Source organism: Brachymonas sp. KE5, assembly GCF_057773645.1.
The window spans coordinates 435,749-461,566 of record NZ_CM173463.1 but is presented as its reverse complement, the minus strand read 5'-3'; the positions used below and the strand labels follow the sequence as shown (position 1 = coordinate 461,566).

Annotated in this window: 23 protein-coding genes and 1 tRNA gene; 10 read left to right on the top strand and 14 right to left on the bottom strand. The window is 65.4% G+C overall.

What is annotated here, in order from left to right:
- Window positions 1-8 precede the first annotated feature (8 nt).
- Together ACX36O_RS02200 and ruvB are read right to left on the bottom strand one after the other, a co-directional pair.
- Window positions 9-698, bottom strand: a complete 690-nt coding sequence (locus ACX36O_RS02200; protein ID WP_371686310.1) for a DUF5661 family protein — start codon at window positions 696-698, stop codon at window positions 9-11.
- 144 nt (window positions 699-842) lie between these two features.
- On the bottom strand, window positions 843-1,925 hold the full coding sequence (gene ruvB, locus ACX36O_RS02195; protein ID WP_213358728.1) for a Holliday junction branch migration DNA helicase RuvB: 1,083 nt from the start codon (window positions 1,923-1,925) through the stop codon (window positions 843-845).
- A gap of 147 nt (window positions 1,926-2,072) precedes the next feature.
- Here ruvB and ACX36O_RS02190 point away from each other — a divergent pair, with 147 nt between their 5' ends.
- Both ACX36O_RS02190 and ACX36O_RS02185 read left to right on the top strand, forming a co-directional pair.
- Window positions 2,073-3,716 carry a glycosyltransferase family 39 protein gene (locus ACX36O_RS02190; protein WP_213358726.1) on the top strand — a complete coding sequence of 548 codons (1,644 nt, stop codon included), beginning with the start codon at window positions 2,073-2,075 and terminating at the stop codon, window positions 3,714-3,716.
- Window positions 3,717-3,981: 265 nt separating this feature from the next.
- Window positions 3,982-5,391 carry a GntP family permease gene (locus ACX36O_RS02185; protein ID WP_213358724.1) on the top strand — a complete coding sequence of 470 codons (1,410 nt, stop codon included), beginning with the start codon at window positions 3,982-3,984 and terminating at the stop codon, window positions 5,389-5,391.
- Window positions 5,392-5,523: 132 nt separating this feature from the next.
- Here ACX36O_RS02185 and ruvA read toward each other — a convergent pair whose 3' ends face one another.
- Window positions 5,524-6,105: a Holliday junction branch migration protein RuvA gene (ruvA, locus tag ACX36O_RS02180; RefSeq protein WP_213358722.1), complete on the bottom strand. Its 582-nt coding sequence runs from the start codon at window positions 6,103-6,105 to the stop codon at window positions 5,524-5,526.
- A gap of 48 nt (window positions 6,106-6,153) precedes the next feature.
- On the opposite strand from ruvA, the gene ACX36O_RS02175 reads away from it, so the two are divergent.
- On the top strand, window positions 6,154-7,110 hold the full coding sequence (locus tag ACX36O_RS02175; protein WP_488359998.1) for a PhoH family protein: 957 nt from the start codon (window positions 6,154-6,156) through the stop codon (window positions 7,108-7,110).
- A 49-nt stretch (window positions 7,111-7,159) separates the two neighbouring features.
- Window positions 7,160-7,636, top strand: coding sequence for an rRNA maturation RNase YbeY (gene ybeY / locus ACX36O_RS02170; RefSeq protein WP_488359997.1), 477 nt, complete (start codon window positions 7,160-7,162; stop codon window positions 7,634-7,636).
- Between the two features lie 92 nt (window positions 7,637-7,728).
- Here the strand turns inward: ybeY and ACX36O_RS02165 are convergent, their stop codons facing one another.
- A complete protein-coding gene (locus tag ACX36O_RS02165; RefSeq protein ID WP_371686306.1) occupies window positions 7,729-8,409 on the bottom strand; it encodes a toprim domain-containing protein in 681 nt (226 codons plus the stop codon).
- Between the two features lie 136 nt (window positions 8,410-8,545).
- Here ACX36O_RS02165 and ACX36O_RS02160 point away from each other — a divergent pair, with 136 nt between their 5' ends.
- Complete coding sequence (locus tag ACX36O_RS02160) at window positions 8,546-8,974, top strand: Hsp20/alpha crystallin family protein (RefSeq protein ID WP_213358714.1); 429 nt, start codon at window positions 8,546-8,548, stop codon at window positions 8,972-8,974.
- Between the two features lie 104 nt (window positions 8,975-9,078).
- Here ACX36O_RS02160 and pgi read toward each other — a convergent pair whose 3' ends face one another.
- From pgi to ACX36O_RS02135, 5 genes are all read right to left on the bottom strand, one after another.
- Window positions 9,079-10,716, bottom strand: a complete 1,638-nt coding sequence (gene pgi, locus ACX36O_RS02155) for a glucose-6-phosphate isomerase (RefSeq protein ID WP_488359996.1) — start codon at window positions 10,714-10,716, stop codon at window positions 9,079-9,081.
- Between the two features lie 15 nt (window positions 10,717-10,731).
- Complete coding sequence (tal, locus tag ACX36O_RS02150) at window positions 10,732-11,688, bottom strand: transaldolase (protein ID WP_488360226.1); 957 nt, start codon at window positions 11,686-11,688, stop codon at window positions 10,732-10,734.
- Between the two features lie 214 nt (window positions 11,689-11,902).
- Complete coding sequence (locus ACX36O_RS02145) at window positions 11,903-12,136, bottom strand: hypothetical protein (RefSeq protein WP_213358710.1); 234 nt, start codon at window positions 12,134-12,136, stop codon at window positions 11,903-11,905.
- Window positions 12,137-12,196: 60 nt separating this feature from the next.
- Window positions 12,197-13,453, bottom strand: a complete 1,257-nt coding sequence (locus tag ACX36O_RS02140) for a glycerate kinase type-2 family protein (protein ID WP_488360225.1) — start codon at window positions 13,451-13,453, stop codon at window positions 12,197-12,199.
- A gap of 80 nt (window positions 13,454-13,533) precedes the next feature.
- The gene (locus ACX36O_RS02135; RefSeq protein ID WP_213358706.1) at window positions 13,534-14,349 is read right to left on the bottom strand and encodes a hydroxypyruvate isomerase family protein; all 816 of its coding nucleotides are present in this window, start codon (window positions 14,347-14,349) and stop codon (window positions 13,534-13,536) included.
- Between the two features lie 181 nt (window positions 14,350-14,530).
- Between ACX36O_RS02135 and ACX36O_RS02130 the strand changes: the two genes are divergently transcribed.
- The 3 genes from ACX36O_RS02130 to ACX36O_RS02120 all read left to right on the top strand — a co-directional run bounded on the left by ACX36O_RS02130 (window position 14,531) and on the right by ACX36O_RS02120 (window position 19,235).
- Window positions 14,531-16,342, top strand: coding sequence for a PHA/PHB synthase family protein (locus ACX36O_RS02130; RefSeq protein ID WP_213358704.1), 1,812 nt, complete (start codon window positions 14,531-14,533; stop codon window positions 16,340-16,342).
- Between the two features lie 88 nt (window positions 16,343-16,430).
- Window positions 16,431-17,891, top strand: a complete 1,461-nt coding sequence (locus ACX36O_RS02125) for a bifunctional enoyl-CoA hydratase/phosphate acetyltransferase (protein WP_488359995.1) — start codon at window positions 16,431-16,433, stop codon at window positions 17,889-17,891.
- A 117-nt stretch (window positions 17,892-18,008) separates the two neighbouring features.
- Entirely contained in the window at window positions 18,009-19,235 is a 1,227-nt protein-coding gene (locus ACX36O_RS02120) for an acetate/propionate family kinase (protein ID WP_488359994.1), read from the top strand.
- 78 nt (window positions 19,236-19,313) lie between these two features.
- On the opposite strand, the gene ACX36O_RS02115 is transcribed toward ACX36O_RS02120, so the two are convergent.
- Window positions 19,314-19,778, bottom strand: coding sequence for an Lrp/AsnC ligand binding domain-containing protein (locus ACX36O_RS02115; RefSeq protein WP_213358700.1), 465 nt, complete (start codon window positions 19,776-19,778; stop codon window positions 19,314-19,316).
- 133 nt (window positions 19,779-19,911) lie between these two features.
- Here ACX36O_RS02115 and ACX36O_RS02110 point away from each other — a divergent pair, with 133 nt between their 5' ends.
- A complete protein-coding gene (locus tag ACX36O_RS02110; protein WP_213358698.1) occupies window positions 19,912-21,234 on the top strand; it encodes a D-amino acid dehydrogenase in 1,323 nt (440 codons plus the stop codon).
- A gap of 28 nt (window positions 21,235-21,262) precedes the next feature.
- Complete coding sequence (locus ACX36O_RS02105; protein ID WP_213358695.1) at window positions 21,263-21,682, top strand: MliC family protein; 420 nt, start codon at window positions 21,263-21,265, stop codon at window positions 21,680-21,682.
- A 110-nt stretch (window positions 21,683-21,792) separates the two neighbouring features.
- Here the strand turns inward: ACX36O_RS02105 and ACX36O_RS02100 are convergent.
- From ACX36O_RS02100 to ACX36O_RS02085, 4 genes are all read right to left on the bottom strand, one after another.
- Window positions 21,793-21,868, bottom strand: a tRNA-Phe gene (locus tag ACX36O_RS02100).
- A 71-nt stretch (window positions 21,869-21,939) separates the two neighbouring features.
- The gene (locus ACX36O_RS02095) at window positions 21,940-22,689 is read right to left on the bottom strand and encodes a response regulator (RefSeq protein ID WP_213358693.1); all 750 of its coding nucleotides are present in this window, start codon (window positions 22,687-22,689) and stop codon (window positions 21,940-21,942) included.
- A gap of 116 nt (window positions 22,690-22,805) precedes the next feature.
- On the bottom strand, window positions 22,806-25,178 hold the full coding sequence (locus ACX36O_RS02090) for a sensor histidine kinase (RefSeq protein ID WP_213358691.1): 2,373 nt from the start codon (window positions 25,176-25,178) through the stop codon (window positions 22,806-22,808).
- 16 nt (window positions 25,179-25,194) lie between these two features.
- Window positions 25,195-25,767, bottom strand: coding sequence for a DUF4390 domain-containing protein (locus tag ACX36O_RS02085; RefSeq protein WP_213358689.1), 573 nt, complete (start codon window positions 25,765-25,767; stop codon window positions 25,195-25,197).
- Window positions 25,768-25,818: the final 51 nt, after the last annotated feature.

Sequence of the window (25,818 nt, the reverse complement as noted above, 5' to 3'; positions counted from 1 at the left end):
CCGGCGACTCAAGCCATCGCCGCCGTCAGCTTCTCGGCGATGCGCTTCTGCAGATGCTCGCGGGCATGCCCCAGCTCTTCCAGCTTGTCGAAAATCTGCTTGGGTTTCGCTTTTTCCAGTTGCAGATTGAACAACTCGCCTTCGCTCTCCATCACCCAGAGACGGGCATAGTAAAGCCGATCCTCGGCCAGATGCGCCATCACCACCATGCCGGTGAGCAGCGGGTGATTGTTGCTGACGTTGGCGCCGCGTGTACGGCCATGCTCCAGCTCGACGGCCAATGCATATTGGAACTCCCAACCATGGCCCAGCGTCTTTTTTTTCTGGAAGCGTCCTGGCGCCGGCAGAAAGTCGTTCAGGATGTCGGTCTGGGGCTGCTTGTCCATGCTGGGCTGCAGCCACTCCTTCTGGATCGCCACCTTCAGCGCGTGCAGCACCAGGGCACTTTCCTTCTCGGGGACGACGTTCGGGCCGAGCTTGTCGGGGGGCGCGATCTGGTCCAGCGTCAGCTTGCCCCAGTTGCGGTCCGCATCGAAGCCCAGCGCCTGGCAGAACGCGCCGACATCTGCACGGCTCAGGAAGTCCAGATCAATCTCCTGGCCGTCATTGAATGCGGCCATCTGCTGAAAAACGTACTGCATCAGGCCATCCGTCCTGGCGCGCTTGTCGATGGCTTCCTTGTAGCTCCGATATTTCATGGTGTGGCTCCCTGTTGGCGATCCATTATGGAAAGCCCCGGATGCCGCTGGTTGTAGGAGAGGAGCGGAAACGCGAGGGCGCGCGCTCGCCGGGCTACCCGGCATGCGCAGACTTGCCAGTCAGACACCAATCCTGAGGCGCTTTCAGCCGGCCTCGCCCGCAGGAAACAGCCCTTCTGCCGCCTGCGGCGCGGCCACGCCCAGATGGCGGTATGCCGCCATGGTGGCAATGCGCCCGCGCGGCGTGCGCTGCAGAAAGCCCTGCTGGATCAGGTAGGGCTCGATCACGTCCTCGATGGTGTCGCGCTCCTCGCCGATGCTGGCGGCGATGTTGTCCAGCCCCACCGGGCCGCCGTCGAAGCGGTGCACCACGGCCTCGAGCAGCTTGCGGTCCATCACGTCGAAGCCCTGCGGGTCCACATCGAGCATGGAGAGGGCGCGCTGCGCCATGTCCAGCGTGATGCGGCCATCGCCCTTCACGTCGGCATAGTCGCGCACGCGGCGCAGCAGCCGGTTGGCAATACGCGGCGTGCCGCGGCTGCGGCGGGCGATCTCGAAGGCACCCTCGGGATCCGCCGGTGCGCCCAGCAGACCGGCGCTGCGGCGCACGATGCTGGCCAGCTCCTCCGGCGTGTAGAACTCCAGCCGCGAGACGATGCCGAAACGGTCGCGCAGCGGGTTGGTCAGCATGCCGGCGCGCGTGGTGGCACCGACCAGCGTGAAGGGCTGCAGGTCCAGCTTGATGCTGCGCGCGGCGGGACCTTCGCCGATCATGATGTCGATCTGGTAATCCTCCAGCGCCGGGTAGAGGATTTCCTCGACCACGGGCGTCAGGCGGTGGATCTCGTCGATGAACAGCACGTCGTTCGGCTCGAGGTTGGTGAGCAGCGCGGCCAGATCCTTGGGTTTTTCGAGCACCGGGCCGCTGGTCTGGCGCAGGTTCACGCCGAGCTCATGCGCGATGATGTGGCTGAGCGTGGTCTTGCCCAGGCCTGGCGGGCCGAACAGCAGCACATGGTCGAGCGCCTCGCCGCGCTTCTTCGCTGCGCCGATGAAGATTTCCAGCTGTTCGCGCACCTTCATCTGGCCGACGTATTCATCCAGCAGCTTGGGACGCAGCGCACGCTCCAGCGCCTCCTCGTTGGGCGAGGCAGGCGCAGGCGACACTACGCGGCGCGCCGGCTCGGGCATGGGGGTTGCAGAGAGATTGTCGGTATGGATGGCCATGGCAGATGTAATACGGCAAGCAGCTATTGTGCCCCAGGCAGGGCATACCATTCAGTCTTAAGAAATCCCTCAGCCAGCCGCCCGTGCCCGCGCTTACGATGCGCCCTTGGTCTCTGCATGGCGCGGAGGCTTTTCCGGTGCCTTTGCATGCAGTTCCCTTCACCCACCTTCTGGCGCCAGTCGCTGGCTCGTCATCCCGTCCTGTGGCCCGCATTCCTGCTCGCCGCATGGCTGCTCTGCACCGCCGCATGGCGCCCGCTGGCCATGCCGGACGAAGGGCGCTACGCCAGCATCTCGCTGGAAATGGCGATCAGCGGCCACTGGGCGGTGCCACTGCTCAACGGCCTGCCGTTCTTCCACAAGCCGCCGCTGTTTTACTGGATCAATGCCGCTGCGCTCAAGCTGTTCGGCGCCGATCCCTGGGTGGCGCGCATGGCGTCCATGCTGGGCGCCTGGCTGATGGGCATGGGGCTGTATCTTTTCCTGCGGAGCCATGCCACTGTACGCCAGGCCGGCTGGGCGCTGTCCGTGCTGGCCACCATGCCCTTCTTCTTCGGCGGCGCCCAGTATGCCAACCTGGACATGCTGGTAGCCGGCCTGATCAGCAGCACCATTCTGGCCGCAGCGCATGCCGTGCTGCAGGCGCGGCAGGGCCAGCCCTGGCGGCCCTGGGTCCTGTTCGCCTATCTGCTGGCTGCTCTGGGCCTGCTCGCCAAGGGATTGATCGGCATCGTGCTGCCGGGCGCCGTGCTGGTGATCTGGCTGGCCTGGCAGCGTCACTGGATCGGGTTGTGGCGCCTGCTGTCGCTGCCGGGCATGCTCACCCTGCTGACAGTCGGCATGCCGTGGTTCATCCTGATGGACCAGCGCTATCCCGGCTTTCTGCATTATTTCTTCGTCTACCAGCATTTCCAGCGCTTTGCGGAAACCGGCTTCAACAACCAGCACGGCGCGTGGTTCTATCCGGTGGTGCTGTTCGGGCTGACACTGCCGTGGTCGCTCTGGCTGTTTGCCGGCCTGCGCGCAGCGTGGCTGCGCAAGCCGGCACCAGGAGACTGGCGAAGCTGGCTGGCTCCTGCCAGACCACTGGGCAGTGCGGCATCGCTACAGCGCCTGGCCTGGGTCTGGCTGGTGGTGATCATGGTGTTCTTTTCGCTGCCCAAATCCAAGCTCGCCGGCTATATCCTGCCAGTGCTGCCGGCCTGGGCCATGCTGCTGAGTGGCTGGGCGCAGGCATGGGTGCAGGCGCACCCGCAATCGCGTCAGCGCTTGCCGTCGACGTTGCTGCTGCTCGCGGCCCTGCTGTGCGTGGTCGGCATCGGCGCAGCCGCACGCTACCAGTCCGAGTCTTCGCGCAGCGCCGTGCCGCTGCTGCGGCAACAGATGCAGGCTTCTGACGAGATCGTCATGCTCGATGAGTATGAATACGACCTGCCCTTCTACCTGGATACGGACCGGCCGATGTGGGTTGTCAGCGCTTGGGATGATCCGGAACTGCTGCGCCATGACAACTGGCGCAAGGAACTGCTCGAGGCCGGCCGGTTCGACACGCCGAGCGAAGCCACCTTGTTCATCCGCCCCCCGGAACTGCACGACCGCCTGTGCCGGACGCTGCAGACGCGGCGCGTCTGGATCTGGGCGGATACGGGCAGCGACACGCTGCAGCGCCACCCCTTCCTGCGCACCCAGCCCCCTGCCTGGCAGCACCCTTCGCGTCAGGGCGACGATGCGCTCTGGCTGCTGCAAGGCAAGGAAGCCCTTGACCGGCTGGCTTGCAGCCGCGCCCCATAAACACGCACGCGACACTTCGTTCGTGCTTTCTGCGCGGGAATTTCGCGGCGGCAGGGCATTGCCGCTCGTTTTGAAATTTCCCCATCAGGATTGATCATTTTTGCAATGGCAGCCCATCCGCAGGTTGCCTTCACATTCCCCCGCTAAGCTCGCCCCCTTTACGGCCGGCACCGGCCTTCTGCAATCCGAAGGCCGAAGGCTCCGGCCTGTTCGTACGCGGCCGTCAGCCCCGACGCCGCCAACAACACCCAAGGAGACACCCGCGGTGAGCACACTGGCCATCATTCTTTCCCTCGTCCTGCTGATCTTTTTCGCCTACCGCGGCATCTCGGTGCTGATCCTGGCCCCGCTGATGGCTGCCCTGGCCGTGCTGCTCTCGGGCGATATCGGCTTCATGCTGCCCATCTACACCGACACCTTCATGGGTGCGCTGGGCCGCTACATCCTCAACTTCTTCCCGCTGTTCCTGCTGGGCGCGCTGTTCGGGCAGCTGATGGCCGATTCGGGCGCTGCCAATGCCATTGCGCAATGGCTGATGCGCCGCCTCGGCGCCCGCCATGCGATTGCCACTGTCGTCATCGCCTGCGCCGTGCTCACCTATGGCGGCGTGTCGCTGTTCGTGGTGGCATTCGCGATCTACCCTATCGCCAAATCGCTGTTCCGCGAATCGAACATTCCCAAGCGCCTAATCCCCGCCTCCATCGCGCTGGGCTCCTTCACCTTCACCATGACGGCGCTGCCGGGCACGCCCGCCATCCAGAATGCGATCCCGATTCCCTTCTTCGGCACACACACCTTTGCCGCTCCCGGTCTGGGCATCATCGCCGGCCTGATCATGCTGGTGCTGGGCCTGTTCTGGATCAACTCGCGCGCTGCCGCAGCCCGCCGCACTGGCGAAGGCTACGGAGAAGACGACCCGCGCCTGGAACTGCAGGCTGCCGTCGAGGGCGTGGACCTGCACGAACTGGGCCGTTCCATCCCGCTGCCGCTGGCCGTGCTGCCGCTGGTGCTGGTGATCGGCATCAACGCCCTGCTCACCTTCGGCGTGTTCAAGGGCATGGATTTCGGCTTTCTGGGTGAGCGCTTCCCGAAAGTGGACGCGGCCAAGCAAAGCGGCATGTGGGCCATCATCGTGGCGCTGCTGGTGTCCTCGCTGGTGCTGATCGTGACACGCTGGTCCCACTGGTCCAACCTCAAGCACAGCATCAACAAGGGCACGCTGGGCTCCATGCTGCCGATCTTCAACACCGCTTCCGAAGTGGGCTACGGCGCCGTCATCGCCAGCATGGCCGGCTTTGCGCTGATTCGCGATGCGGTGCTGAACGTCTCGCCCGGCAATCCGCTGATTTCCGAAGCCGTGGCCATGAACGTGCTGGCCGGCATCACCGGTTCGAGCTCGGGCGGCATGAGCATTGCGTTGCAGGCGCTGGGCGCCGACTACCTGCGCATGGCAACGGAAGCTGGCATCTCACCGGAATTGCTGCACCGCGTGGCCACCATCGCCGCCGGCGGCTTCGACACCCTGCCGCACTCCGGCGCCGTGATCACCCTGCTCGCCATCTGCGGACTGACGCACAAGCAAGCCTACCTCAACATGGCGATGGTGACGGTGGGCATTCCGATGCTGGCGCTGATTTCGGTGATTTCGCTGGGGACGATGTTCGGGGCGTTCTGAGGGCAGGGCAGGCACTTCTGCGCCCGTGCTGCCTGCCAGGAGGAGGCCTCTCCACCCCTCGCAAGACACCTTCTGCAGTCAGGCGCTGGCCGACTCGCAACCCGCACGGCGACACTGAATGATTGAACGCCCTCAGCGCGCCAGCGCCTTCAGCGCCAGCTTGATGCCCTCGCTCACCCCCACATCGGGAGGCAGCGCCTTCAGCGCCAGTTGCGCTTCCTTGTCGCTGTAGCCCAGCGCCACCAGCGCCTGCAAAATATCGAGCTGAGTCTCGTTTTGCACGCTGCTCGCGCCTGCCACAGCAGGCAATTCGGCGCCCAGCTTGCCCTTGAGCTCCAGCAGCAGGCGCTCGGCGGTCTTCTTGCCGATGCCGGGCACCTTCACCAGCCGCCCTGCTTCCTGCGCCGTCACCGCCTGCGCCAGATCGGCCACGCTCAGCCCCGACAGGATGGACAGCGCGGTACGCGCCCCTACCCCGGTGATCTTCAGCAGTTGCCGGAAGGCGTTGCGCTCCTCCGCGCTGCCAAAACCGAACAGCAGCTGCGCATCCTCGCGCACCACGAAATGCGTGAGCAGGCTGACCTTCTCACCGATGGCCGGCAGGTTGTAGAAGGTGCTCATCGGCACATCCACCTCGTAGCCGACACCATGGCAATCCACCAGCACTTGCGGGGGAGATTTTTCGAGCAGGGTGCCGGTCAGCTTGCCGATCATGGGGTATCCTTGTTTGCAGTCACTTCAACAAGCTCCGATTATCGCCCCGTGATCCTGCGCCACTCCTTCACCCCCCTCAACAACAGCCGCCTGTCGCACCTGTGCGGCGCGCTGGACGAACACCTGCGCACCATCGAACAGGCCCTGGGGGTGAAAATCGCGCACCGCCACGAGCAGTTCAAGGTGGACGGCCCCAAGGCCAAGGCGAACCGCGCCATGGAAGTGCTGCAGGCGCTGTACGAACAGGCGGCGCGCCCGATCAACCCCTCTACGGTCCAACTGATGCTGGCCGGCGATGGTAACGAGCCCTTGCCCACCGAAGACGCCCAGCTCGCCACCCGCCGCAGCGACCTGCGCGCGCGCACCGCCACGCAAGGCGTGTATCTGCAGGCGATTGCCGCCAATGACATCACCTTCGGCATCGGCCCCGCCGGCACGGGCAAGACCTACCTCGCCGTCGCCTGTGCCGTCGATGCGCTGGAGCGGGGTGCCGTGCAGCGTATCGTGCTGACACGCCCTGCGGTCGAGGCGGGCGAGCGCCTGGGCTTTCTGCCTGGCGACATGGTGCAGAAAGTCGATCCCTACCTGCGCCCGCTGTACGACGCCCTCTACGAGTTGATGGGCTACGACAAGGTACAGAAATCCTTCGAGCGCAACGCGCTGGAAATCGCCCCGCTCGCCTTCATGCGCGGCCGCAGCCTGAACAACGCCTTCATCATCCTGGACGAGGCGCAGAACACCACGCCCGAGCAGATGAAGATGTTCCTCACCCGCATCGGCTTCGGCAGCAAGGCGGTGGTTACCGGCGACATCAGCCAGATCGATCTGCCCAAGGGCCAGACCAGCGGCCTGGTCGAAGCCGAGCGCATCCTCAAGCGCGTGGAAGGCATTTCGCATGTGCGCTTTACCAGCGCCGACGTGGTGCGCCATCCGCTGGTGGCGCGCATCGTCGATGCCTACGATGCCGCCAGCTCGGCCACGCGCCGCTCCCGCGACGCGGCCTGACACGCTGGCATCGTCCTGCCCTTCCGCCACCCACTGTCTGAGCCTCACCATGCCCGCTCCCTTGCCGCCCCTGTCCCTGTCGCTGCAGTTCGCCCGCTTTGCCGAAGCGGCAGAACACCGCGCTGCGCTGCCGCGACACAAGGTGGCACGCTGGATCCGCCATGCGCTGGGCGAAGAGGTGCAGCACGCCGAAATCACCGTGCGCATCGTCGAAGCCGAAGAGGGCCAGGCCCTCAACCGCGACTACCGCCAGAAGGACTACGCCACCAATGTGCTCACCTTCGATTACAGCGGCGCACCCGTGGTGATGGCCGACCTGGTGCTGTGCGCGCCGGTGGTGGCACGCGAGGCCGAAGAACTCGGCAAGCCACTGGCCGAGCACTACGCCCACCTGCTGGTGCACGGCACGCTGCATGCCCAGGGCTGGGACCATGAAACCGGCGAGGAAGAGGCCGAGGCGATGGAGGCGCAAGAGATTGCCATTCTGGCGGGTCTGGGTCTGGACAACCCGTACGCCGAACGCTGACAGGTTTTCTGCCGCACGGAGAAGCGCCCCAGCGCTTTCAAAGGCCCCTGGAATTCCGTTGTGCGGTGCCTCCGCCATCCAGACGGCAGTTCTCAAACGCCGCCAAACACCTCAATCACCGCGCGCAAATCCGTCTCGCGCACCACATGCGCATGACGTGTCCCCGCCTGCACGCAGGTGTCGAACAGCACCTGCTGCGGCAGGCTGCCCAGCCCGCGATAGACGAATTGCTGCACGTCAAGCCCCCCGCTCTCCAGCGCCTGCTGGCGCAATAGCGGCAGCTGAGGCTGTGTATAGGCCTGCTGCAGCAGGATTTCGCCGGTCTCGCCATCGGTCCAGCGCACGGCGCCCAGCGGCGGGCGCACCATCCAGACCCGCTCCTCGCGCAGCAATTGCGGCAGCCAGCGCTGCAGATACAGCAGCACCAGCGCACCAATGTGGATGCCGTCCGCATCGGGATCGAACAGCAGCACCAGCCTGGCAAAACGCAAGTCCGGCAAGACGTCCCCGCCCGCATGCGCCGTCGCCCCGGACAAGCCCAGCGCCTGTGCCAGCTGGCCAAACAGCGGACTTTCCGCCACCTTGCGCTCTGACGCGCGCCAGGCGTTGAGCGGCTTGCCCTGCAAGGGCAGCACCGCCTGCCGCAAGGACTGCCGCACCGCCGCCACCGACTGCGCCGCCGATTCGCCCTCCACCAGCAATAGCTCCGCTTCCGGCCCGTGCTGCTGGCTGTCCAGCAGCATGGCGGACGCCTGCCCGCGGTAATACCCCATCCCCTTCTCCTGTCGCCACGGGTACATTTCGATACCCCTTCGGACGCTTGAAATTCCCAACAAAAATCTTAATTTAGTAATATCCAACGTTGCCGGCAACAATTGTTATTCATGCATTTTTCCAAGGAGAGATCCCATGAGTTCCCTGATGACCCGTGGCAGTTTGTTTGATGACTTCTTCAAGGACGTGGCCCCCGGCTTCTTCATCAAGCCGCTGCATGGCGACCCGCTGCCCTCTGCCTCGCAGATCCGCATCGATGTGAAGGAAACCGACAAGGAGTTCACCGTGCAGGCCGAAATGCCCGGCGTGAGCAAGGAGGATATCCACGTCTCGGTCGAAGGCAGCATTGTCACGCTGCGCGCCGAAATCCGCCAGGAAGACCGCCAGACCGAAGGTGAGAAAGTGCTGCGCACCGAACGCTATCACGGCGAGGTGTCGCGCAGCTTCCAGCTGCCGGCCGACATCGATGAAGCCAACGCCAAGGCCAGATACGACAATGGCGTGCTGTGCCTGACGCTGCCCAAGAAAGTCAGCAATGCGCCGCAGCGCCTGACCGTGGAGTAAGCAGCGCCCGCAAGGCGAGGGGCTGCCGGCGCCCCTTTCCATGCCCGCCTCGTGCGGGCATTTTCGTGCGGCAGGCTGCCAGCTTTGGCTCGGCGTCGGCGGGTTCAGCGCAAGCGCTGCAGCAAATCCGCCGTTGAGGGATCCAGCCCCCGCACATCGCCCGACTCCAGCCGCGGCACGATGTCCTTGGCCAGCTGCTTGCCCAGCTCCACGCCGAACTGGTCGAAACTGTTGATGTTCCACACCGCTCCGGCCACGAACACGCGATGTTCGTACAGCGCCAGCAGCGCTCCGAGCGTGCGCGGCGTCAGCGCCTCCAGCAGCAGGAAGGTGCTGGGTCGGTTGCCCGGGCAGCAACGCTGCGGGTCCTCATCCTCGCGTCCCACCATCAGGGCCTGCGCCTGCGCCAGCGCATTGGCCAGCAGCAGGCGATGGTGCAGCGGCCAGGCATGATCGGCCTGCTTCACCGCGATGAATTCGACCGGCAGCACATGCGGCCCCTGATGCAGCAGCTGGAAGAAGGCATGCTGGCCATTGGTGCCCGGTTCGCCCCACACCGTGGGTGCCGTCAGGTAACGCAAGTGCTCGCCATCACGGCTCACGCCCTTGCCGTTGCTCTCCATCTCCAGTTGCTGCAGATAGGCCGGCAATGCCTGCAGCCCGCTGTGGTACGGCGCCATGCAGCGCGCCGCATGGCCCAGGAAGCTGCTGCGCCACACATCGATCAGCCCCATGCGCAGCGCCAGGTTCTGCTCCGGTGCAGCGGTCTGGAAATGCCGGTCTACCGCATGCGCGCCTTCCAGGAAAGCGCGGAACTGCTCGGCGCCGATGGCAATCGCCAGCGACAGCCCGATGGCCGACCAGACCGAATAGCGCCCGCCCACCCAGTCCCAGAATCCGAACGTGGTACGGATACCCAGTTGGGCCGCAGCCTCCAGATTGGTGGTGATGCCGACGAAATGGTCCTGCACCTGATCCGCCAGTGCCCCACCCTCTGCCTCCCTAAACCACTGCAGCGCCGTCGCCGCATTGGTCATGGTCTCCAGCGTGGTGAAGGTCTTGCTGGCAATGATGAACAGCGTGCGGCGCGGCTGCACCTGGCGCAGCACCGCCTGCAGTTCATGCCCGTCCACATTGCTGACGAAGTGGAAGCGCTTGCCCGGGAGCACAAACGCATCCAGCGCCTGCACCGCCATGCGCGGCCCCAGATCGGAGCCGCCGATGCCGATATTCACCACATCGGTGATGGCGGGATTGGCACGCACGGTCTCCGCAAACGCCAGAAAGGCCGAGCGCACGGCATCCATCTCGCGCCACACATCCTGCAGGGGGGCCGGCAGGCCGTCCTGCGTCGGCGCACGCAGCAGCCAGTGCATGACCTGGCGCTGCTCGGTGGTGTTGATCGCCCCGCCCTCGAACATCGCATCGCGCAGCGCCAGCACGCGCTGCTCTTCGGCCAGTTGCAGCAGGGCCTGCATCACGCGCTCGTCCAGGTGCGACTTGGAAAAATCCGCGTGCAGCAACGGACGCCCGCTGGCGTCGGTCAGGGTCTGGCTGAAGCGCTGGACGCGTTGCGGGTCTTCCTCGAAGGCACGACGCAAGTCAAACGTGGAGGTATCGAGCAGGCAATACCCCCCAGGCTCATGGTGATTGACAGGAAAACATCGCGCCAGCTTGCCTAGCCACTCCCATGCCGGCGCTTCGGTGGCGAGCCCTGCGTCAAATGCATCCTTGTGCATCATGGGAAAGACGCCGACTCAGGCAGCCGCCATCATCAGCTGTTCCAGCTTGCCCGCATCCGCAGCAAACGCGCGAATCCCCTCGGCCAGCTTTTCGGTGGCCATGGCATCCTCGTTCAGCGCGTAGCGGAAGCTGGCTTCGTCGTAACGGATCACCGGCATCGGCTCGGCACCGGCCATGGCCGGATTGAGCGCCGGCTCGAAGCCAGATGGCGCCTCGGCATCCGACAGTTGCGCCAGCAGTTCCGGGCTGATGGTCAGCAGATCGCAGCCGGACAAGGCCATGATCTGGCCGGTATTGCGGAAGCTCGCCCCCATGATCTCGGTACCGATGCCATGCTGCTTGAAATACTGGTAGGTGCGGCGCACCGACTGCACGCCCGGATCGTTGGCACCCGCCATGGCCGCCTCGTCCCACTGGGCACCGGCCTGCTTCTTGTACCAGTCGTAGATACGACCCACGAAGGGCGAAATCAGCTGCACGCCGGCATTGCCGCAGGCCACGGCCTGGCAGAACGCGAACAGCAGCGTCAGGTTGGTGCGGATGCCCTTGGCCTCGAGCTGCTGCGCCGCCTGGATGCCCTCCCAGGTGGAGGCAATCTTGATCAGCACGCGCTCGTTGCCGATGCCCTGCTGGTTGTACAGCGCCATGATGCGCTCGGCGCGCGCGACGGTGGCTGCGGTGTCGAAGGACAGGCGGGCATCCACCTCGGTCGAAACGCGGCCCGGCACCAGCTTGAGGATGGCGCAGCCGAACTGCACCAGCAGCTCGTCCATGGTGCGCGCCAGATCCTGCGTGCCCACACGCTGCACCGTCTCGGTGAGCAGGGGCGCGTAGTCGGTTTTCTGCACTGCCTTCAGGATGAGCGACGGGTTGGTGGTGGCGTCCTGCGGCTGGAACTGCACCATCTGGTTGAAGTCACCGGTGTCCGCGACCACCGTAGTGGATTGTTTGAGGGCTTCGAGCTGGTTCATGTAGGCCATTATGCTGGATTTCCTCTCTGCGCCAAGTACAGCCACACGGCAAAAACCGCGCAGATGTGACGAGGTATGTCACCCCTAGGTCATTGGAGTCTGCTAAGCGCCTGAGCATGGGCGCCACGCCATGCTGATGCCTTGCGCGCAAAGAAGGCTGCTGCTATCCGACCGCACTCTCCTCTCACGGGCGCACTGCTTGCCGAAACGCCGCTCAGATGGCGTCCGGATCCTCGCTCACGCTGGCCTGGATCGAATCGAGCAGGTACTGGAAGGCCTCGCGCACCTGCGCCTCGCTGCAGCCCATCAGCAGCGCATCATCCAGCGCGTCCTGCAGCAGCTCGCGCAGCTCCGCATAGTTCTCGTTCAGGACCTTGACCTTCTCGAAACACGAAACCACGCTGCCGTCCGGCTTGCGCCAGGTGATGGGGGAAGACGAATGTGCCATGGGCAGGAATTGTACGAGTTGACGGGTTGTTGATGTGCGCTTGCGGGCTTGGGCAGGCCGCTATTTCACATCGATCAGGATCGCACGGAAGTCGTTCACATTGGTCAGCGTCGGCCCGGTCCATACGGCATCGCCCAGGACCCCGAAAAAGCCATGCCCGTCGTTGTCATCCAGCGCTGCGCGCGGAGCCACGCCCAGCTTCCAGGCCCGCTGCAGGGTATCCGGTCCGCTCAGCGCACCGGCCAGTTCCCCGGCACCATCCACGCCATCGGTGTCGGCCATCAGCGCATGCACGCCCGGCTGCCCGTGCAGCGCAAGCGCACAGGCCAGCAAGGCCTCCACATTGCGGCCACCGCGCCCGCTGCCACGCACGGTGACGGTGGTTTCACCCCCCGAAAGCAGCACACACGGGGCAGCAACCGGCTGCCCGTGCCGCACCACCTGTAGCGCCATGCCAGCCAGCATGCGCCCCACCTCGCGCGCCTCGCCTTCCAGCGCACTGCCGAGAATCAGCGGCTGATAACCGGCCGCCTGCGCCACGGCAGCAGCCGCCTCCAGTGCCTGCTGCGGCGTCGCGACCAGCTGCACCGTGTTGCCCTGCAGGCGGACATCGTCCGGCTTCACGCTTTCGCCCTGCCCGCCTTCCAGCCACGCCCGCGCATGCGCCGGCAGGGTGATGCCATAACGCCGCACGATCGCCAATGCATCCGCGCAGGTGGTGCCATCGCCTACGGTCGGGCCCGAGGCGATCTCTGCCGGATCATCGCCAGGCACATCCGAAATCAGCAGCGTCCGCACACGCGCCGGGTGGCAGGCCACCGCCAGCCGTCCTCCCTTGATCAGCGACAGGTGGCGCCGCACGCAGTTCATGTCGTGGATGCTTGCCCCCGAGGCCAGCAGGGCACGGTTCAAGGCCTGCTTGTCCGCCAGCGTGAGGCCCGGCGCCGGCAACGGCAACAAGGCGGACCCACCCCCGGAGATCAGGCACAGCACCCGGTCCTCGGCACCCAGCCCCTGTGCCAGCTCCAGCATGCGCTGCGCCACACGCCAGCCGGCTTCATCCGGCACCGGGTGCGCCGCCTCCACGATCTCGATCCGTTCGCAGGGCACTGCGTGGCCATAGCGCGTCACCACCAGCCCCGACAATTGCTCCGGCCGCCCGCACCAGTGTTGCTCCACCGCCTGCGCCATGGCTGCCGACGCCTTGCCGGCGCCGATCACGACCAGCCTTCCGCGCGCACCCAGCTCCGACGGATCCGGCACATGCGGCGGGACGCAGAGCGCCGGCTGCGCCGAGGCGACCGCCGCATCGAACATGCGCCGCAACAGCTGCCCCTGCGCCGTCGCCGCCAGCGGGCCGCCAAGCGCCGTTGCAGCCAGCGGACCGGCAGCTGCCGTCATGACTGCCTCCGCGGCAGCACCAGCCCATGCCCGGCAATCCAGGCCAGCCCCGCCTGGGTACCGCCGGCCTCCGGGCGCAGCGGCAGATACTCGCAGCCCACGCAACTTGCGTAGCCCAGCGTCTCCAGCAGGGCAAACAGCTCGCGGTAGGCCATCGCTCCGCTACCCGGCTCGTGCCGTCCCGGCACATCGGCAATCTGGATATGCCCGATGCGCGGCAGGTGACGACGCAGCATGGCGGGCACATCGTCTCCCATGCGGGTGGCGTGGTACAGGTCGTATTGCACGCGCACATTTTCTGCCCCCACCATATCCAGCACTTCCAGCGCCTGTTCCAGCCGCGAGACGCCAAAGCCCGGCATGTCGAAGGTGTTGATCGGCTCAAGCAGCAACGTACGCCCCTGCGGCGCCAGACGTGCCGCTGCATGACGCAGGTTGTCGACCAGCACCACCGTCGCCTGCGACATCGGCAGGCCCTCCGGCACGATCCCCGCCAGGCAGTTGATGCGCGGCACCCCGAGCGCCTGAGCGTACTCCAGCGCCCGCTCCACGCCCGCGCGGAATTCGTCCCGGCGCTGCGGCAGCATGGCAATGCCGCGCTCGCCCGCCGCCCAGTCGCCGGCCGGCAGGTTGATCAGCTCCAGAGTCAGCCCATACTCCCTCAGCAGCCGTGCCAGCTCGGCCGCCGGCAGTTCATAGGGAAACTGGCACTCCACCGCATCGAATCCCGCCGCCGCGGCAGCGGCAAAACGTTCACGAAAGGGCAGATCCGGGAACAGCAGACTCAGGTTGGCACTCAAACGTGTGGGCATGGAGAAAACCGGAAACGTGGCCGTAGGGCTGCATCTGCATACAGCAAATGCGAAAAAATGGCCAAAAACGTGTAAAAGATTTGTTGCAGTGCAACAGTAATCGCATTAGTTACCCAAATGACACAAAGCACCTATAGCATATTGGGTATTCATCAATCTTAGGGAAAGTACGAGTAAGAGTATGCGCAGTCCCACAATTCCCTCTCTCCCCCAGCTCACCGTGTCTGACCAGGCGGCCCGCCTGCTCGACCAGAAGTTCCAGGCCTCCGTGGCCAAGCTCACCGGTTCGCAGTCGCCGGCCCTGAACACCATGGCCTTCTTCGACTGGGCCATCCACCTGATGGTTTCTCCCGGCAAGCAGCTCGTGCTGGCCCAGCTGGCCCAGCAGCACCTGCAGCAACTGCAGAGCCTGGCGATCGAAAGCGTCGCCCTCGGCATGGAAACCAGCATGTCCAAGGCCCTGCGCGGCAACCAGCCCTCGCCCGCACCGAGCGAGCCGATTCCCGTGCCGATCAGTGACCGCCGCTTCAAGGATCCGGACTGGAGCCAGTTCCCCTTCAACGTGCTGCAGCAGGCCTACTTGATGCAGGAAAAGTGGTGGCAGGAAGCCACGCGTGACGTGCGCGGCGTCAACCCGCACCACTCCGAGTGGGTGTCCTTTTCGGCTCACCAGTGGCTGAGCATGCTGTCGCCCTCCAACTTCCCGTGGAGCAACCCCACGGTGATCAAGCGCACCATGCAGGAAAACGGCGCCAACCTGCAGCGCGGTTTCCGCAACCTGCTGGAAGACACGCAGCGCCAGCTGGCGCACTCGCCGCCGGCCATCAGCGAGGAATTCCAGATTGGCAAGGACATTGCCGCCACCCCCGGCAAGGTGGTGTTCCGCAACAACCTGATGGAGCTGATCCAGTACACGCCCACCACCAAGCAGGTGCGCCCCGAGCCGGTGCTGATCGTGCCGGCCTGGATCATGAAGTACTACATCCTGGACCTGTCGCCGCACAACTCCATGATCAAGTACTTGGTCGACCAGGGCCACACCGTATTCGCCATTTCCTGGAAGAACCCCGGTCTGGCCGAGCACAACCTGGGCATGGAAGACTATCTGGAGCGCGGTCTGTTCGCGGCAATCGATGCCATCAATGCCATCGTGCCCGAGAAGAAGATCCACGCCACCGGCTACTGCCTGGGCGGCACCCTGCTGGCCATCGGCGCCGCCGCCATGGCGCGCGATGACGACGACCGTCTCGCCTCCATGACGCTGTTCGCCGCGCAGACCGACTTCTCCGAGCCGGGCGAACTGGCGCTGTTCATCGACGAAAGCCAGCTCAACCTGCTGGAAGCACAGATGGCCGAAACCGGCTACCTGGATTCCAACCAGATGGCCGCCGCCTTCGTCTGGCTGCGTTCCTTCGACCTGGTGTGGTCGCGCATGGTCAACGAATACCTGCTGGGCGACCGCGCCCGCAGCATGGACCTGATGGCCTGGAACGCCGACTCCACCCGCATGCCCGCGCGCATGCACACCGACTACCTGCGCCAGATGTTCCTGCACAACGACCTGGCCCGCGGCAAGTACCTGGTGGGCGGCCGTCCGGTGGTGCTGAACGACCTCAAGCTGCCCATCTACGTGGTCGGCACCGAGAGCGACCACGTCGCCCCCTGGAAGTCGGTCTACAAGATCCACCTGCTGTCCGATGCAGAAATCACCTTCGTACTGACCAACAGCGGCCACAACGCCGGCATCGTGAGCGAGCCGGGTCACCCGCGCCGCTACTTCCGCGAACTCACGCGCGAGCACAACGGCAAGTTCATGTCGGCCGAAGAATGGGCCCAGACCACGCCCGTCACGGATGGCTCCTGGTGGCTGTCCTGGGACAAGTGGCTGAACGCCCGCTCCGGCGAACCCACCGCGCCCCCGGCCATTGGTGCTGCCAAGGGCGGCTACCCCGTGCTCGAAGACGCGCCCGGCCTGTACGTGCTGGAGCGCTGACCGGCTGCCGGCCATGGCCTCCCGCCCCGACTCCTCCGCTGCCGGCTGCGCCGGCAGCGTACCCGTTTCTCTCATTCAGGAATCCATCATGGACATCGCAACCAAAGAACTCACCTCCATGCAGCCGCAAGCAGCGGCAGTCAAGCCCAACGAAGACGGCACCATGCGCAACACCACGTTCAGCGAACTGAAGATCGGCGACTTCGCCGTCATGGAGCGCACGATCTCCAATGAGGATATCCAGCTGTTCGCACTGGCCTCCGGCGACCTGAACCCGGCCCACCTCGACGCCGAATACGCCGCCAAGACGCCGTTCAAGACGGTGATCGCCCACGGCATGTGGGGCGCTTCCATGATTTCCGCCCTGCTGGGCACCCAGTTCCCCGGCCCCGGCACCATCTACCTGAGCCAGACGCTGCGCTTCTCCGCCCCGGTGCGCGTGGGCGACACCCTGACCGTGAAGCTGACCGTCAAGTCGCTCGACGCCGAGAAAAAGTGGGCCACGCTCGAGTGCGTGTGCACGAACCAGAAGGGCAAGGTCGTGATCTCCGGCGACGCCGAGGTGATCCCGCCGGCCGAGCACATCGAATGGACGCCGCACGACATTCCCGAAGTGCGCCTGATCCCGCGCCAGGACGGCCCGCGCCGCCTGATCGAGCATGCCCGCAGCCTGGGCGAGATCAAGGTTGCCGTGGTGCACCCCTGCGACGCCGTCAGCCTGGAATCCACCCTGGAAGCCCGCAAGCTGGGCCTGATCAACCCGATCCTGGTCGCTCCGCGCAGCAAGCTCGAAGCCGTTGCCGCCGAAAACAACCTGTCGCTGGACGGCGTCGAGATCGAGGACGTGCCGCACAGCCATGCCGCCGCCGAAACCGCCGTGCAGCTGGTGAAGGCCGGCAAGGTCGAAGCCGTGATGAAGGGCAGCCTGCACACGGATGAGCTGATGTCCGCCATCGTCGCCAAGGACGCCGGCCTGCGCACCAAGCGCCGCATCAGCCACTGCTTCCTGATGGAAACCGCCGCCTATCCGCGCCCGTTCATCATCACCGATGCCGCCATCAACATCGCTCCCGATCTGGGCGCCAAGGCCGACATCATCCAGAACGCCATCGATCTGGCCCACGTGATCGGTGTGGACGAGCCCAAGGTCGCCATCCTGGCCGCCGTGGAAACCATCAACGCCGGCATGCAGGCCACGCTCGACGCTGCCGCCCTGTGCAAGATGTCCGACCGCGGCCAGATCACCGGTGCCGTGCTCGACGGCCCGCTGGCCTTCGACAACGCCGTCTCGCCCGAAGCCGCCCGCATCAAGGGCATCAAGTCTCCGGTGGCCGGCCAGGCCGATATCCTGATGGTGCCGGATCTGGAAAGCGGCAACATGCTGTTCAAGGCGCTGGACCACCTGGCCGGTGCCCACAGCGCCGGCGTGGTGCTGGGCGCCAAGATGCCCATCATCCTGACCAGCCGTGCCGACTCCGAAGAGTCCCGCATCGCTTCCTGCGCGCTGGCCGTGCTGCTGGCCCACCACTACCGCGTCTGCCCTCCCTGAGCGCGGCTTCCGTTCCGTAGTGGCCCGCTGCCTTCCTAGGCGCGGGCCCGTGCCGGCGGCCGCCCTGTGCGGCCGTTTGTGCACCTGCAGTCCCCATCCAGAACAAGAGAGCATCGCATGAACCACCTCATCCTCGTATTGAACTGCGGATCATCCAGCATCAAGTTCGCCCTGTACGAGACCGACGCCAACGGCGTGCCCCGCCAGAAGACCTGGGGCGGCAAGGTCAACGGCATCACCGGCCAGAACCCCACCTATGACACCAGCCGCAGCGCCAAGGCACCGCTGCAACTGGATCCCGCCAAGCCCTACCACTCCGCGCTTGAGCACATCCGCAACATGGTGGTGCAGGAACAGGGCGAGCGCCGCCTGTCCGCCGTGGCGCACCGCGTGGTGCATGGCGGCTCCAAGTACTTCGCCCCGGTCGTGATCACCGGCGAGGTGCTGGCCGACCTGCGCACCTACATCCCGCTGGCGCCGCTGCACCAGCCGTTCGCGCTGGAAGCCATCGACGTGCTGCTCGGCATGTACCCGCGCCTGCCGCAGGTAGCCTGCTTCGACACGGGTTTTCACCACACCCTGCCGATGGTGGAACAGATCCTGCCGCTCAACTGGTCCTATTGGGAAAACGGCGTGCGCCGCTACGGCTTCCACGGCCTGTCCTACGATTTCATGCGCTTTGCCCTGCCCGAGCGCCATGGCGACCTGGCGCGCGGCCGTACCATCGTGGCCCACATCGGCAGCGGTGCCAGCCTGTGCGCCATGCAGAACCTGGAAAGCGTGGCCACCACCTTGGGCTTTTCCGCACTGGACGGCCTGATGATGGGCACCCGCACCGGCGCGCTCGACCCCGGCGCCGTGCTCTACATGATGGAGATCGAGAAGCTCACGCTGGAACAAGCCGGCCGCGTGCTGTACCACAACTCCGGCCTGAAGGGCATCTCCGGCGTGTCGGACGACACCCAGGTGCTGCTGCCGCTGGAAGCCGGGAACGAGCGCGTGCGCATTGCGCTGGCGCTGTACGTGCGCCGCATCGCCAAGGAAATCGCGGCACTGGCCACGGTCACCAAGGGGATCGACCTGCTGGTATTCACGGCCGGTGTGGGCGAGAACAACGCCATCATCCGCGAGCGCGTGTGCGAGGAGCTGGGCTGGCTGGGCGCCAGGCTGGATCCGGCCGCCAACGCGGCCAACAGCCCCGTCATCTCGTCGGCCGACAGCGCCTTCACCATTGGCGTGGAGCCGACCAACGAGGAATGGGTCATGGCACAGCGCACCTACGAACTGGTGGGCCTGGAAGCGCGCCCCACCCCCAGACTGGTGCCGACAGCTGCCGAGGCATGATGCGCCAAGGCATCTCCTGAAACCCGGACAGGCCGCTGATGCGGCCTGTCTGCTTCTTGCGTCGGGGTATGGCTGCCTTCAGCGCAGTTCCAGCACAAGGGTCTCCTTGATCTCCTCCATCACCACATAGCTGTCCGACTGGCACGGCACCGGAATGCGCTGCAGGATGTTGCCCAGCAGATCGCGATATTCGCGCATGGCCTGCAGCCGCGCCTTGACCAGATAGTCGAAGCGCCCCGACACCAGATGGCACTCCAGCACCTCGGGCATGTGCATCAGCTCCTTGCGCACCTTGTCGAAAATCTCGCCGGACTTGGTGCTCAGCGTCAGCTCCACGAACACCAGCACCGTCCGGCCCAGCGCCTGCGGGCTGACATGGGCGTGGTAGCCGGTGATGATGCCGCTGCGCTCCAGCCGCCGCACCCGCTCCGCGCAGGGCGAGGTGGACAGGCCGATTTCCGAGCCCAGTTCGGTCATGGACATGCGCCCCTGGCGCTGCAGGATGTCCAGAATCTTGCGGTCGATGCGGTCCAGTTCGTGCATTTGCTGCGGCTCCGTTGCATTGCTGCCAAAACACAGGGATTTTTTCTGCAATCATCCCATATAACACGATTTTTTGCTGCACCGTCTTTCCTACACTTCACGTCCATAGCGAGATTCCCGGAGGAGACAGGACATGAAGATTGCAGTACTCGGCAGCGGCGTGATCGGCATCACCACCGCCTACTATCTGGCCCGCGCCGGCGCCGAAGTGGTCGTGATCGACCGACAGCCCGCCGCCGCGCTCGAAACCAGCTTTGCCAACGCCGGCCAGGTATCGCCGGGCTATTCCACTCCCTGGGCTGCGCCCGGCATTCCGCTCAAGGCCATGAAGTGGCTGTTCCAGCAGCATGCGCCGCTTGCCATCCGGCCGGATGGCTCGTTGTTCCAGCTGCAGTGGATGGCCGCCATGCTGCGCAACTGCACCAGCGAGCGCTACGCGATCAACAAGGAGCGCATGATGCGCGTGGCCGAATACAGCCGCGACTGCCTGCGCGAGCTGCGCGCCGAAACCGGCATTGCCTACGAGCAGCGCACCGGCGGCACGGTGCAACTGTTCCGCACCCAGCAGCAACTGGACAACGCGGCGCGCGATACCGAAGTGCTGCAGGCCTGCGGCGTGCCCTTCGAGATGCTGGACCGCGACGGACTCAACCGCGTGGAACCCGGCCTGGCCCATGCCAGCGCCACGCTGGCCGGCGGCCTGCGCCTGCCGCACGATGAAACCGGCGATTGCCAGTTGTTCACCACGCGCCTGGCCGAGCTGGCGCAGGAGCTGGGCGTGCAGTTCCGCTACGACACGCCGGTCAGGCGCCTGCAACTGGCGGGCGGGCGCATCTGCGGGGTCGAACTCGATACGCCCGACGGCGAAGTACTGACCGCCGACCGCTACGTGCTGGCCTTCGGCAGCTACTCGCGCGCCCTGCTGGAGCCGCTGCAGCTGAAACTGCCGGTCTATCCGCTCAAGGGCTATTCGCTGACCATCCCGCTGCGCGATGCCGCGCGTGCGCCGCAATCCACCGTGCTGGACGAAACCTACAAGATCGCCCTCACCCGCTTCGACCAGCGCATCCGCGTGGGCGGCATGGCCGAAATCGGCGGCTTCGATCTGCGCCTGAACCCGCGCCGCCGCGCCACGCTGGAAATGGTGACCTCGGAATTGTTCCCGGGCGGCGACCTGCCGCAGGCCACTTTCTGGACCGGCCTGCGCCCCATGACGCCGGACGGCACACCGGTGATTGGCGCCACGCGCTACGACAACCTGTTCCTCAACACCGGCCATGGTACCCTTGGCTGGACCATGGCCTGCGGCTCCGGCCAGTTGCTGGCCGACCTGATCACCGGCCGCCAGCCGGCGATCCGCACCGAGGGGCTGGCACTGGACCGCTACCAGCGCACGCAGCCGCGCGCTGCGATCAGCCCCGGCTCCCGGCCGCTCGCTGCGAAAAGCCGTGCCTGAGATTGCCCTCATTCAGAAAGGAGAATCCATGCTGCCACCTGCAAAACCCGTCTTCCTGCTGACCGCCGCCGCGCTGGCACTGGGCCTGAGTGGCTGTGCCGGCAGCGGCGCTGTTTCTGCCCCACAGGCCAAGCCGGCCATGCAAGCCGTTCAGCCCCAACCTGCGGCACAGGAAGCCACACCGCCCACCAGCTACGGCGATGGCGGTCCGGTCTTTGCCAACGCCCAGGGCAAGCCGGTGCTGCGCGTGCTCTCGGACGGCCCGGGAGAAATCACGGTCAAGCATCTTGCCTCCGGCCGGATCCATTACCTCAAGCAGGTGCCGGCCGCCTCCGGCGCCAAATACCAGGATGCCGACGGTTACATCCTCTGGAGCAAGGGCAAGGAGGCGATGTTCGGCAAGGGCGAGCGCATCCTGTTCCCCAGCCTGAAGCTGCAGAAAAACTGACCCCACTGACACACGATCGCCACACTGCTGCCGTAGAGTGGCGATCAGGTAAAGAAAAAGCGCCCAGGTTCTGCAACCTGGGCGCTTTGAATCTTGCACCACTGTAAAAGTGGTGGCTCGGGGCGGAATCGAACCACCGACACGCGGATTTTCAATCCGCTGCTCTACCAACTGAGCTACCGAGCCTGAAGCTGAAATTATAGCAAGGTTTTTACGTTTCTCTCAAGCCCCGCCAACTTTTTGCATTTTTTCTGCCGTCAGCTTGCGGCGGCCGATTTTTTCTCGCGGCCGATGTCCACGCCCAGTTGCTTGAGCTTGCGGTACAGGTGGGTGCGCTCCAGGCCGGTCTTTTCCGCCACACGCGTCATCGAGCCGTTCTCGCGCTGCAGGTGGAAGGCAAAGTAGGCGCGCTCGAATTCGTCGCGCGCCTCGCGCAGCGGCTTGTCCAGGTCGAAGCTCTGGCTGCCGGTCGCCAGCGGCGAGGGAGCCGCAACCGGGGCCACGGGAGCATAGGCCGGCGCAGCCGCCAGGGCCTGCCCTTCAACATGGGACGTATGCACCACCTGGGCCACCGGTGCGCTGGCTGCACCGCCCACCAGCATGGGAGCGGCCGCCACCGGCGCCGCCGCAGGACGGCGTGCCGGTTCGCGCACCAGCCCCTGCTGCACGGCCTTGAGCAGCTTCTGCATGGTGATGGGTTTTTCCAGGAAGGACTGGGCACCGATGCGCGTGGCCTCCACCGCGGTGTCGATGGTGGCGTGGCCGCTCATCATGATCACCGGCATGGTCAGCAGCCCCTGGCCCGCCCATTCCTTGAGCAGCGTCACGCCGTCCGTATCCGGCATCCAGATATCGAGCAGGACCAGGTCATAGTTGTTCTCGGAACGCGCCTTGCGCGCCTCGGCCGCGTTCTCGGCCAGATCCACCGAATGCCCTTCGTCATTCAGGATCTCCGAAAGCAGCTCACGAATGCCGTGTTCGTCATCCACTACCAGAATGTTTGCCATCGTCGTGCATCGCCTTTCCAAGATACGGACTTGTTGCGGCAATGATACAGCGAAATGCCGGACATGACAGCCCCGCAGCCGAAAACGCCTGCCGCTTCCGTGCTTGCCCGCGTGATTCAGGCGTCCTGCACCGGCTCCGCTGCGGGGAACAGCAGCGTTACCTGGGCACCGGCCACCTCGCCATCCTGCTGGCGGTTGCTGATGGCCAGTCTGGCACCATGGTCATCGGCAATCTTCTTGACCACCGCCAGTCCCAGTCCGGTGCCCTTGGCCTTGGTAGTCACATAAGGCTCGAAGGCACGCTGCAGGATGTTCTCCGGAAAGCCCGCGCCATGGTCCTGCACGCTCAGGCGCACCCGCTGGGTCGCCGGGCGCCACTGGGTCTGGATCAGCACCGGCTCCGCCGTGTGGCCGGCCTGCTCCTGCGCGTCCTGCGCGTTCTGCAGCAGGTTGTGGATGACCTGGCGCAACTGCTGCGCATCGGCCATGATCAGACGGCAATCCGGATCGAGCTCGGCCTCGATGGGGACCGGCGTATTCTCCTCACCGTACAGGTGCAGGATGTCGGCCACCAGGGCATTGAGGTCGGTTGGTTCCAGATGCGCGGCCGGCAGGCGTGCATAGTCGCGGAACTCGTTCACCAGCCGCTTCATGGCATCGACTTGGTCGACGATGGTGCGCACCGACTTGGCCAGCACCGCCTGCTCGCGCGGCTCCAGGCAATCCATCAGCTTCATCTCCAGGCGTTCGGCCGAGAGCTGGATCGGCGTGAGCGGGTTCTTGATCTCATGCGCCAGCCGGCGCGCCACTTCGGCCCAGGCCTGCGTGCGCTGTGCCGAGATCAGCGCGGAGACGTCCTCGAACACCAGCAGGCGCACATTGCTGATGGCGGTACCGGGCAGCAGGGCGCCGCGCAACACCAGCGAGATGGCGTCGTGCTGCAGCCCCTCGTGCGAGGGCGGGTTCAGCTCCAGCGTGTGCTGCCAGTAATCATGCGTGGTCTTGCTGGCCCAGCGCTCGTCCACCGGCTCCTGCCCGGCGCCAGCCGATTCGCTGCCGTCGGCCGTCGCGGTCTGCTGCTCATGCTCGATCAGGCCCTCAAACTGCTGCTGCACCGTCTCGCCCACGGCCTGCAAGGCAGGGATGTCCTCCAACCTGTAGCCCAGCAACTGCGGCTCCTCCACCCCGAGGATGCGGCTGGCAGCCGGGTTGGCGGAAATCACCGAGCCGTCCGCAGTCAGCAGCATCACGCCCGTGCTCAGGTTGTCCAGAATGGTCTGCAGCTCCGAGCGCGAGGCATCGAGTTCGGCCACGCTGTTGGTCAATGCCTGGCGCGCGTCGGCCAGTTGCTGCGTCATGGCGGCGAAGGACTGCGTCAGGCCGCCCAGCTCGTCATTGCCCTTGTAGATGCTCTTGGGCCGCAGATCGCCGGCTGCCACCTGGCGCACGCCTTCGGCCAGCATCAGCAAGGGGCGCGCCAGTTGCGTGGCCAGCATCGCCGCCAGCAGCACCGCCCCGAAAATCGCCAGGATCAGCGTCAGCGTGAGCGTGCCGATGAACATGCGCGACATGCCGGTGCGCGCCAGCGCCCGCTCCTGATACTCGCGGTTGGCCTCCTGCACCATGAGGGCATTATCCAGCAGGTCGGCAGGAATGGCCTGCACCACCTGCAGCACCCACACGTCATCCTGCAGGAAGAAGTGACTGGGCCGGACCACGGTATAGGACACGACCCTGGCGCGACTGTCCAGCGCTGGCGCCGGCTTGCTGCTTGGGGATGAAACGCCCTCCTCGTCATCCAGCCCCTCCATCACGGTCACGACCGCATCGTCCTTCAGTTGCTGCAGCACCTCCCGGGAGGGCGACAACTGGGGCGCGGTCAGTTCCGAGCTGCTGGCGCTGGCAATCCGCTCTCCCTGCAGACTCCACAGCACCATATGATCCGTATGCTGCTGCAGCCGCAGGCGCTCCAGCTCCTGGGCCAGGTTGAAGCGGGGCACCACCACCAGTTGCTCGGCGGCAGATTCGGTCTTGATGCCGGTATCACGGGCATATTGATCGAGCAGATTGCGCCCCAGGTTCAGGCCGGCGTCCAGCGCGGTTTCCACCCGCACGTCAAACCAGCTTTCGATGGAGCGCGTGACGAACTGGTAGGACACCAGATAGATCAGCGCGCCCGGCACGCTGGCCACCAGCACGAATGCCGCAGCCAGCTTCAGCAGCAGCCGGCTGCCGAACTTGCCGCGCCGGTAGCGCGACCAGACGCGCCAGGCCATCCAGCTGATGACCGCGAACAGCATGGCCGCCACCACCAGATTGATGAGCAGCAGGCGCTCGAAGTTGCGCTCGTAGACTTCGCGGTTGCCCGTGGCCTGCGCCAGCAGGAACATCAGCACCAGCGCGATCGACAGCAGCAGCGACAGCCCGACCATCACGCTCCAGCGCAGGTTGCGCGAGCTGCGCCAGAAGGAGCGGAAAGCTTGCAGCATGGGCCGGCCTACCCTCTCAGCCGGCCGGCTTGCCCAGGATCTGCGGGGTCAGGCGGTAGGAGCGCTGGGCGCTCAGCGCCCAGTCCGACTGGCCGGTGGCGCCGATCTGCAGCGGGCGCTGGAGCTGCGTCACGTCGAGCTTGAAGCTGACATCGACGGAGTAGCTGGAGTCATTGCTCCAGTCTTCCCGATCCAGCACTTTCCAGCTGGAAATGCGCTGGATGGTGGCCAAGGCTCCTTGCAGCGAATCGTAGTGCTGGTTGAGCACCACCCCGGTAGCAACCCCGCTGCGGTTGAACGGCTCGGTGCTCACGTTGACGCGCCACTTGCGCGTGAGCGGCAGATACATGAGGCGGATGTAGCGCTTGTAGCTGGAGACTTCCTTGTCCGACCAGTACCAGCGGTAGCGCAGCGTGCTGGTCTCGAACATGAAATAGACGGGCACGCCCTTGTCGAGCGTGTCCTTGACCGACTCCGACAGATTGAACTTCACGTTCCCTGTCATGCGGATGGCGTCGTCGGTCAGCTCGAAGCGCACATCGGTGATGGACGCGTTATCAGCGCGCGCGACTGTGGGAACAAGCAGCATCCACAGCGCCAGCAACAGGCCCAGGCCGGCCAGCCACGCCCGCAGCCACCG

Excerpts from the sequence above, each read along its gene's own strand:
- ACX36O_RS02090 (WP_213358691.1), bottom strand. The coding sequence starts at position 25,178 with ATGCTGCAAGCTTTCCGCTCCTTCTGGCGCAGCTCGCGCAACCTGCGC.
- ACX36O_RS02110 (WP_213358698.1), top strand. The coding sequence starts at position 19,912 with ATGAAGATTGCAGTACTCGGCAGCGGCGTGATCGGCATCACCACCGCC.
- ACX36O_RS02200 (WP_371686310.1), bottom strand. The coding sequence starts at position 698 with ATGAAATATCGGAGCTACAAGGAAGCCATCGACAAGCGCGCCAGGACG.
- ACX36O_RS02165 (WP_371686306.1), bottom strand. The coding sequence starts at position 8,409 with ATGGGGTATTACCGCGGGCAGGCGTCCGCCATGCTGCTGGACAGCCAG.
- ACX36O_RS02120 (WP_488359994.1), top strand. The coding sequence starts at position 18,009 with ATGAACCACCTCATCCTCGTATTGAACTGCGGATCATCCAGCATCAAG.
- ruvA (WP_213358722.1), bottom strand. The coding sequence starts at position 6,105 with ATGATCGGCAAGCTGACCGGCACCCTGCTCGAAAAATCTCCCCCGCAA.
- ACX36O_RS02130 (WP_213358704.1), top strand. The coding sequence starts at position 14,531 with ATGCGCAGTCCCACAATTCCCTCTCTCCCCCAGCTCACCGTGTCTGAC.
- ACX36O_RS02135 (WP_213358706.1), bottom strand. The coding sequence starts at position 14,349 with ATGCCCACACGTTTGAGTGCCAACCTGAGTCTGCTGTTCCCGGATCTG.
- pgi (WP_488359996.1), bottom strand. The coding sequence starts at position 10,716 with ATGATGCACAAGGATGCATTTGACGCAGGGCTCGCCACCGAAGCGCCG.
- ACX36O_RS02145 (WP_213358710.1), bottom strand. The coding sequence starts at position 12,136 with ATGGCACATTCGTCTTCCCCCATCACCTGGCGCAAGCCGGACGGCAGC.
- ACX36O_RS02125 (WP_488359995.1), top strand. The coding sequence starts at position 16,431 with ATGGACATCGCAACCAAAGAACTCACCTCCATGCAGCCGCAAGCAGCG.
- ACX36O_RS02105 (WP_213358695.1), top strand. The coding sequence starts at position 21,263 with ATGCTGCCACCTGCAAAACCCGTCTTCCTGCTGACCGCCGCCGCGCTG.
- ACX36O_RS02085 (WP_213358689.1), bottom strand. The coding sequence starts at position 25,767 with ATGCTGCTTGTTCCCACAGTCGCGCGCGCTGATAACGCGTCCATCACC.
- ACX36O_RS02190 (WP_213358726.1), top strand. The coding sequence starts at position 2,073 with ATGCAGTTCCCTTCACCCACCTTCTGGCGCCAGTCGCTGGCTCGTCAT.
- ACX36O_RS02160 (WP_213358714.1), top strand. The coding sequence starts at position 8,546 with ATGAGTTCCCTGATGACCCGTGGCAGTTTGTTTGATGACTTCTTCAAG.
- ACX36O_RS02095 (WP_213358693.1), bottom strand. The coding sequence starts at position 22,689 with ATGGCAAACATTCTGGTAGTGGATGACGAACACGGCATTCGTGAGCTG.
- ACX36O_RS02115 (WP_213358700.1), bottom strand. The coding sequence starts at position 19,778 with ATGCACGAACTGGACCGCATCGACCGCAAGATTCTGGACATCCTGCAG.
- ruvB (WP_213358728.1), bottom strand. The coding sequence starts at position 1,925 with ATGGCCATCCATACCGACAATCTCTCTGCAACCCCCATGCCCGAGCCG.
- ybeY (WP_488359997.1), top strand. The coding sequence starts at position 7,160 with ATGCCCGCTCCCTTGCCGCCCCTGTCCCTGTCGCTGCAGTTCGCCCGC.
- tal (WP_488360226.1), bottom strand. The coding sequence starts at position 11,688 with ATGAACCAGCTCGAAGCCCTCAAACAATCCACTACGGTGGTCGCGGAC.
- ACX36O_RS02140 (WP_488360225.1), bottom strand. The coding sequence starts at position 13,453 with ATGTTCGATGCGGCGGTCGCCTCGGCGCAGCCGGCGCTCTGCGTCCCG.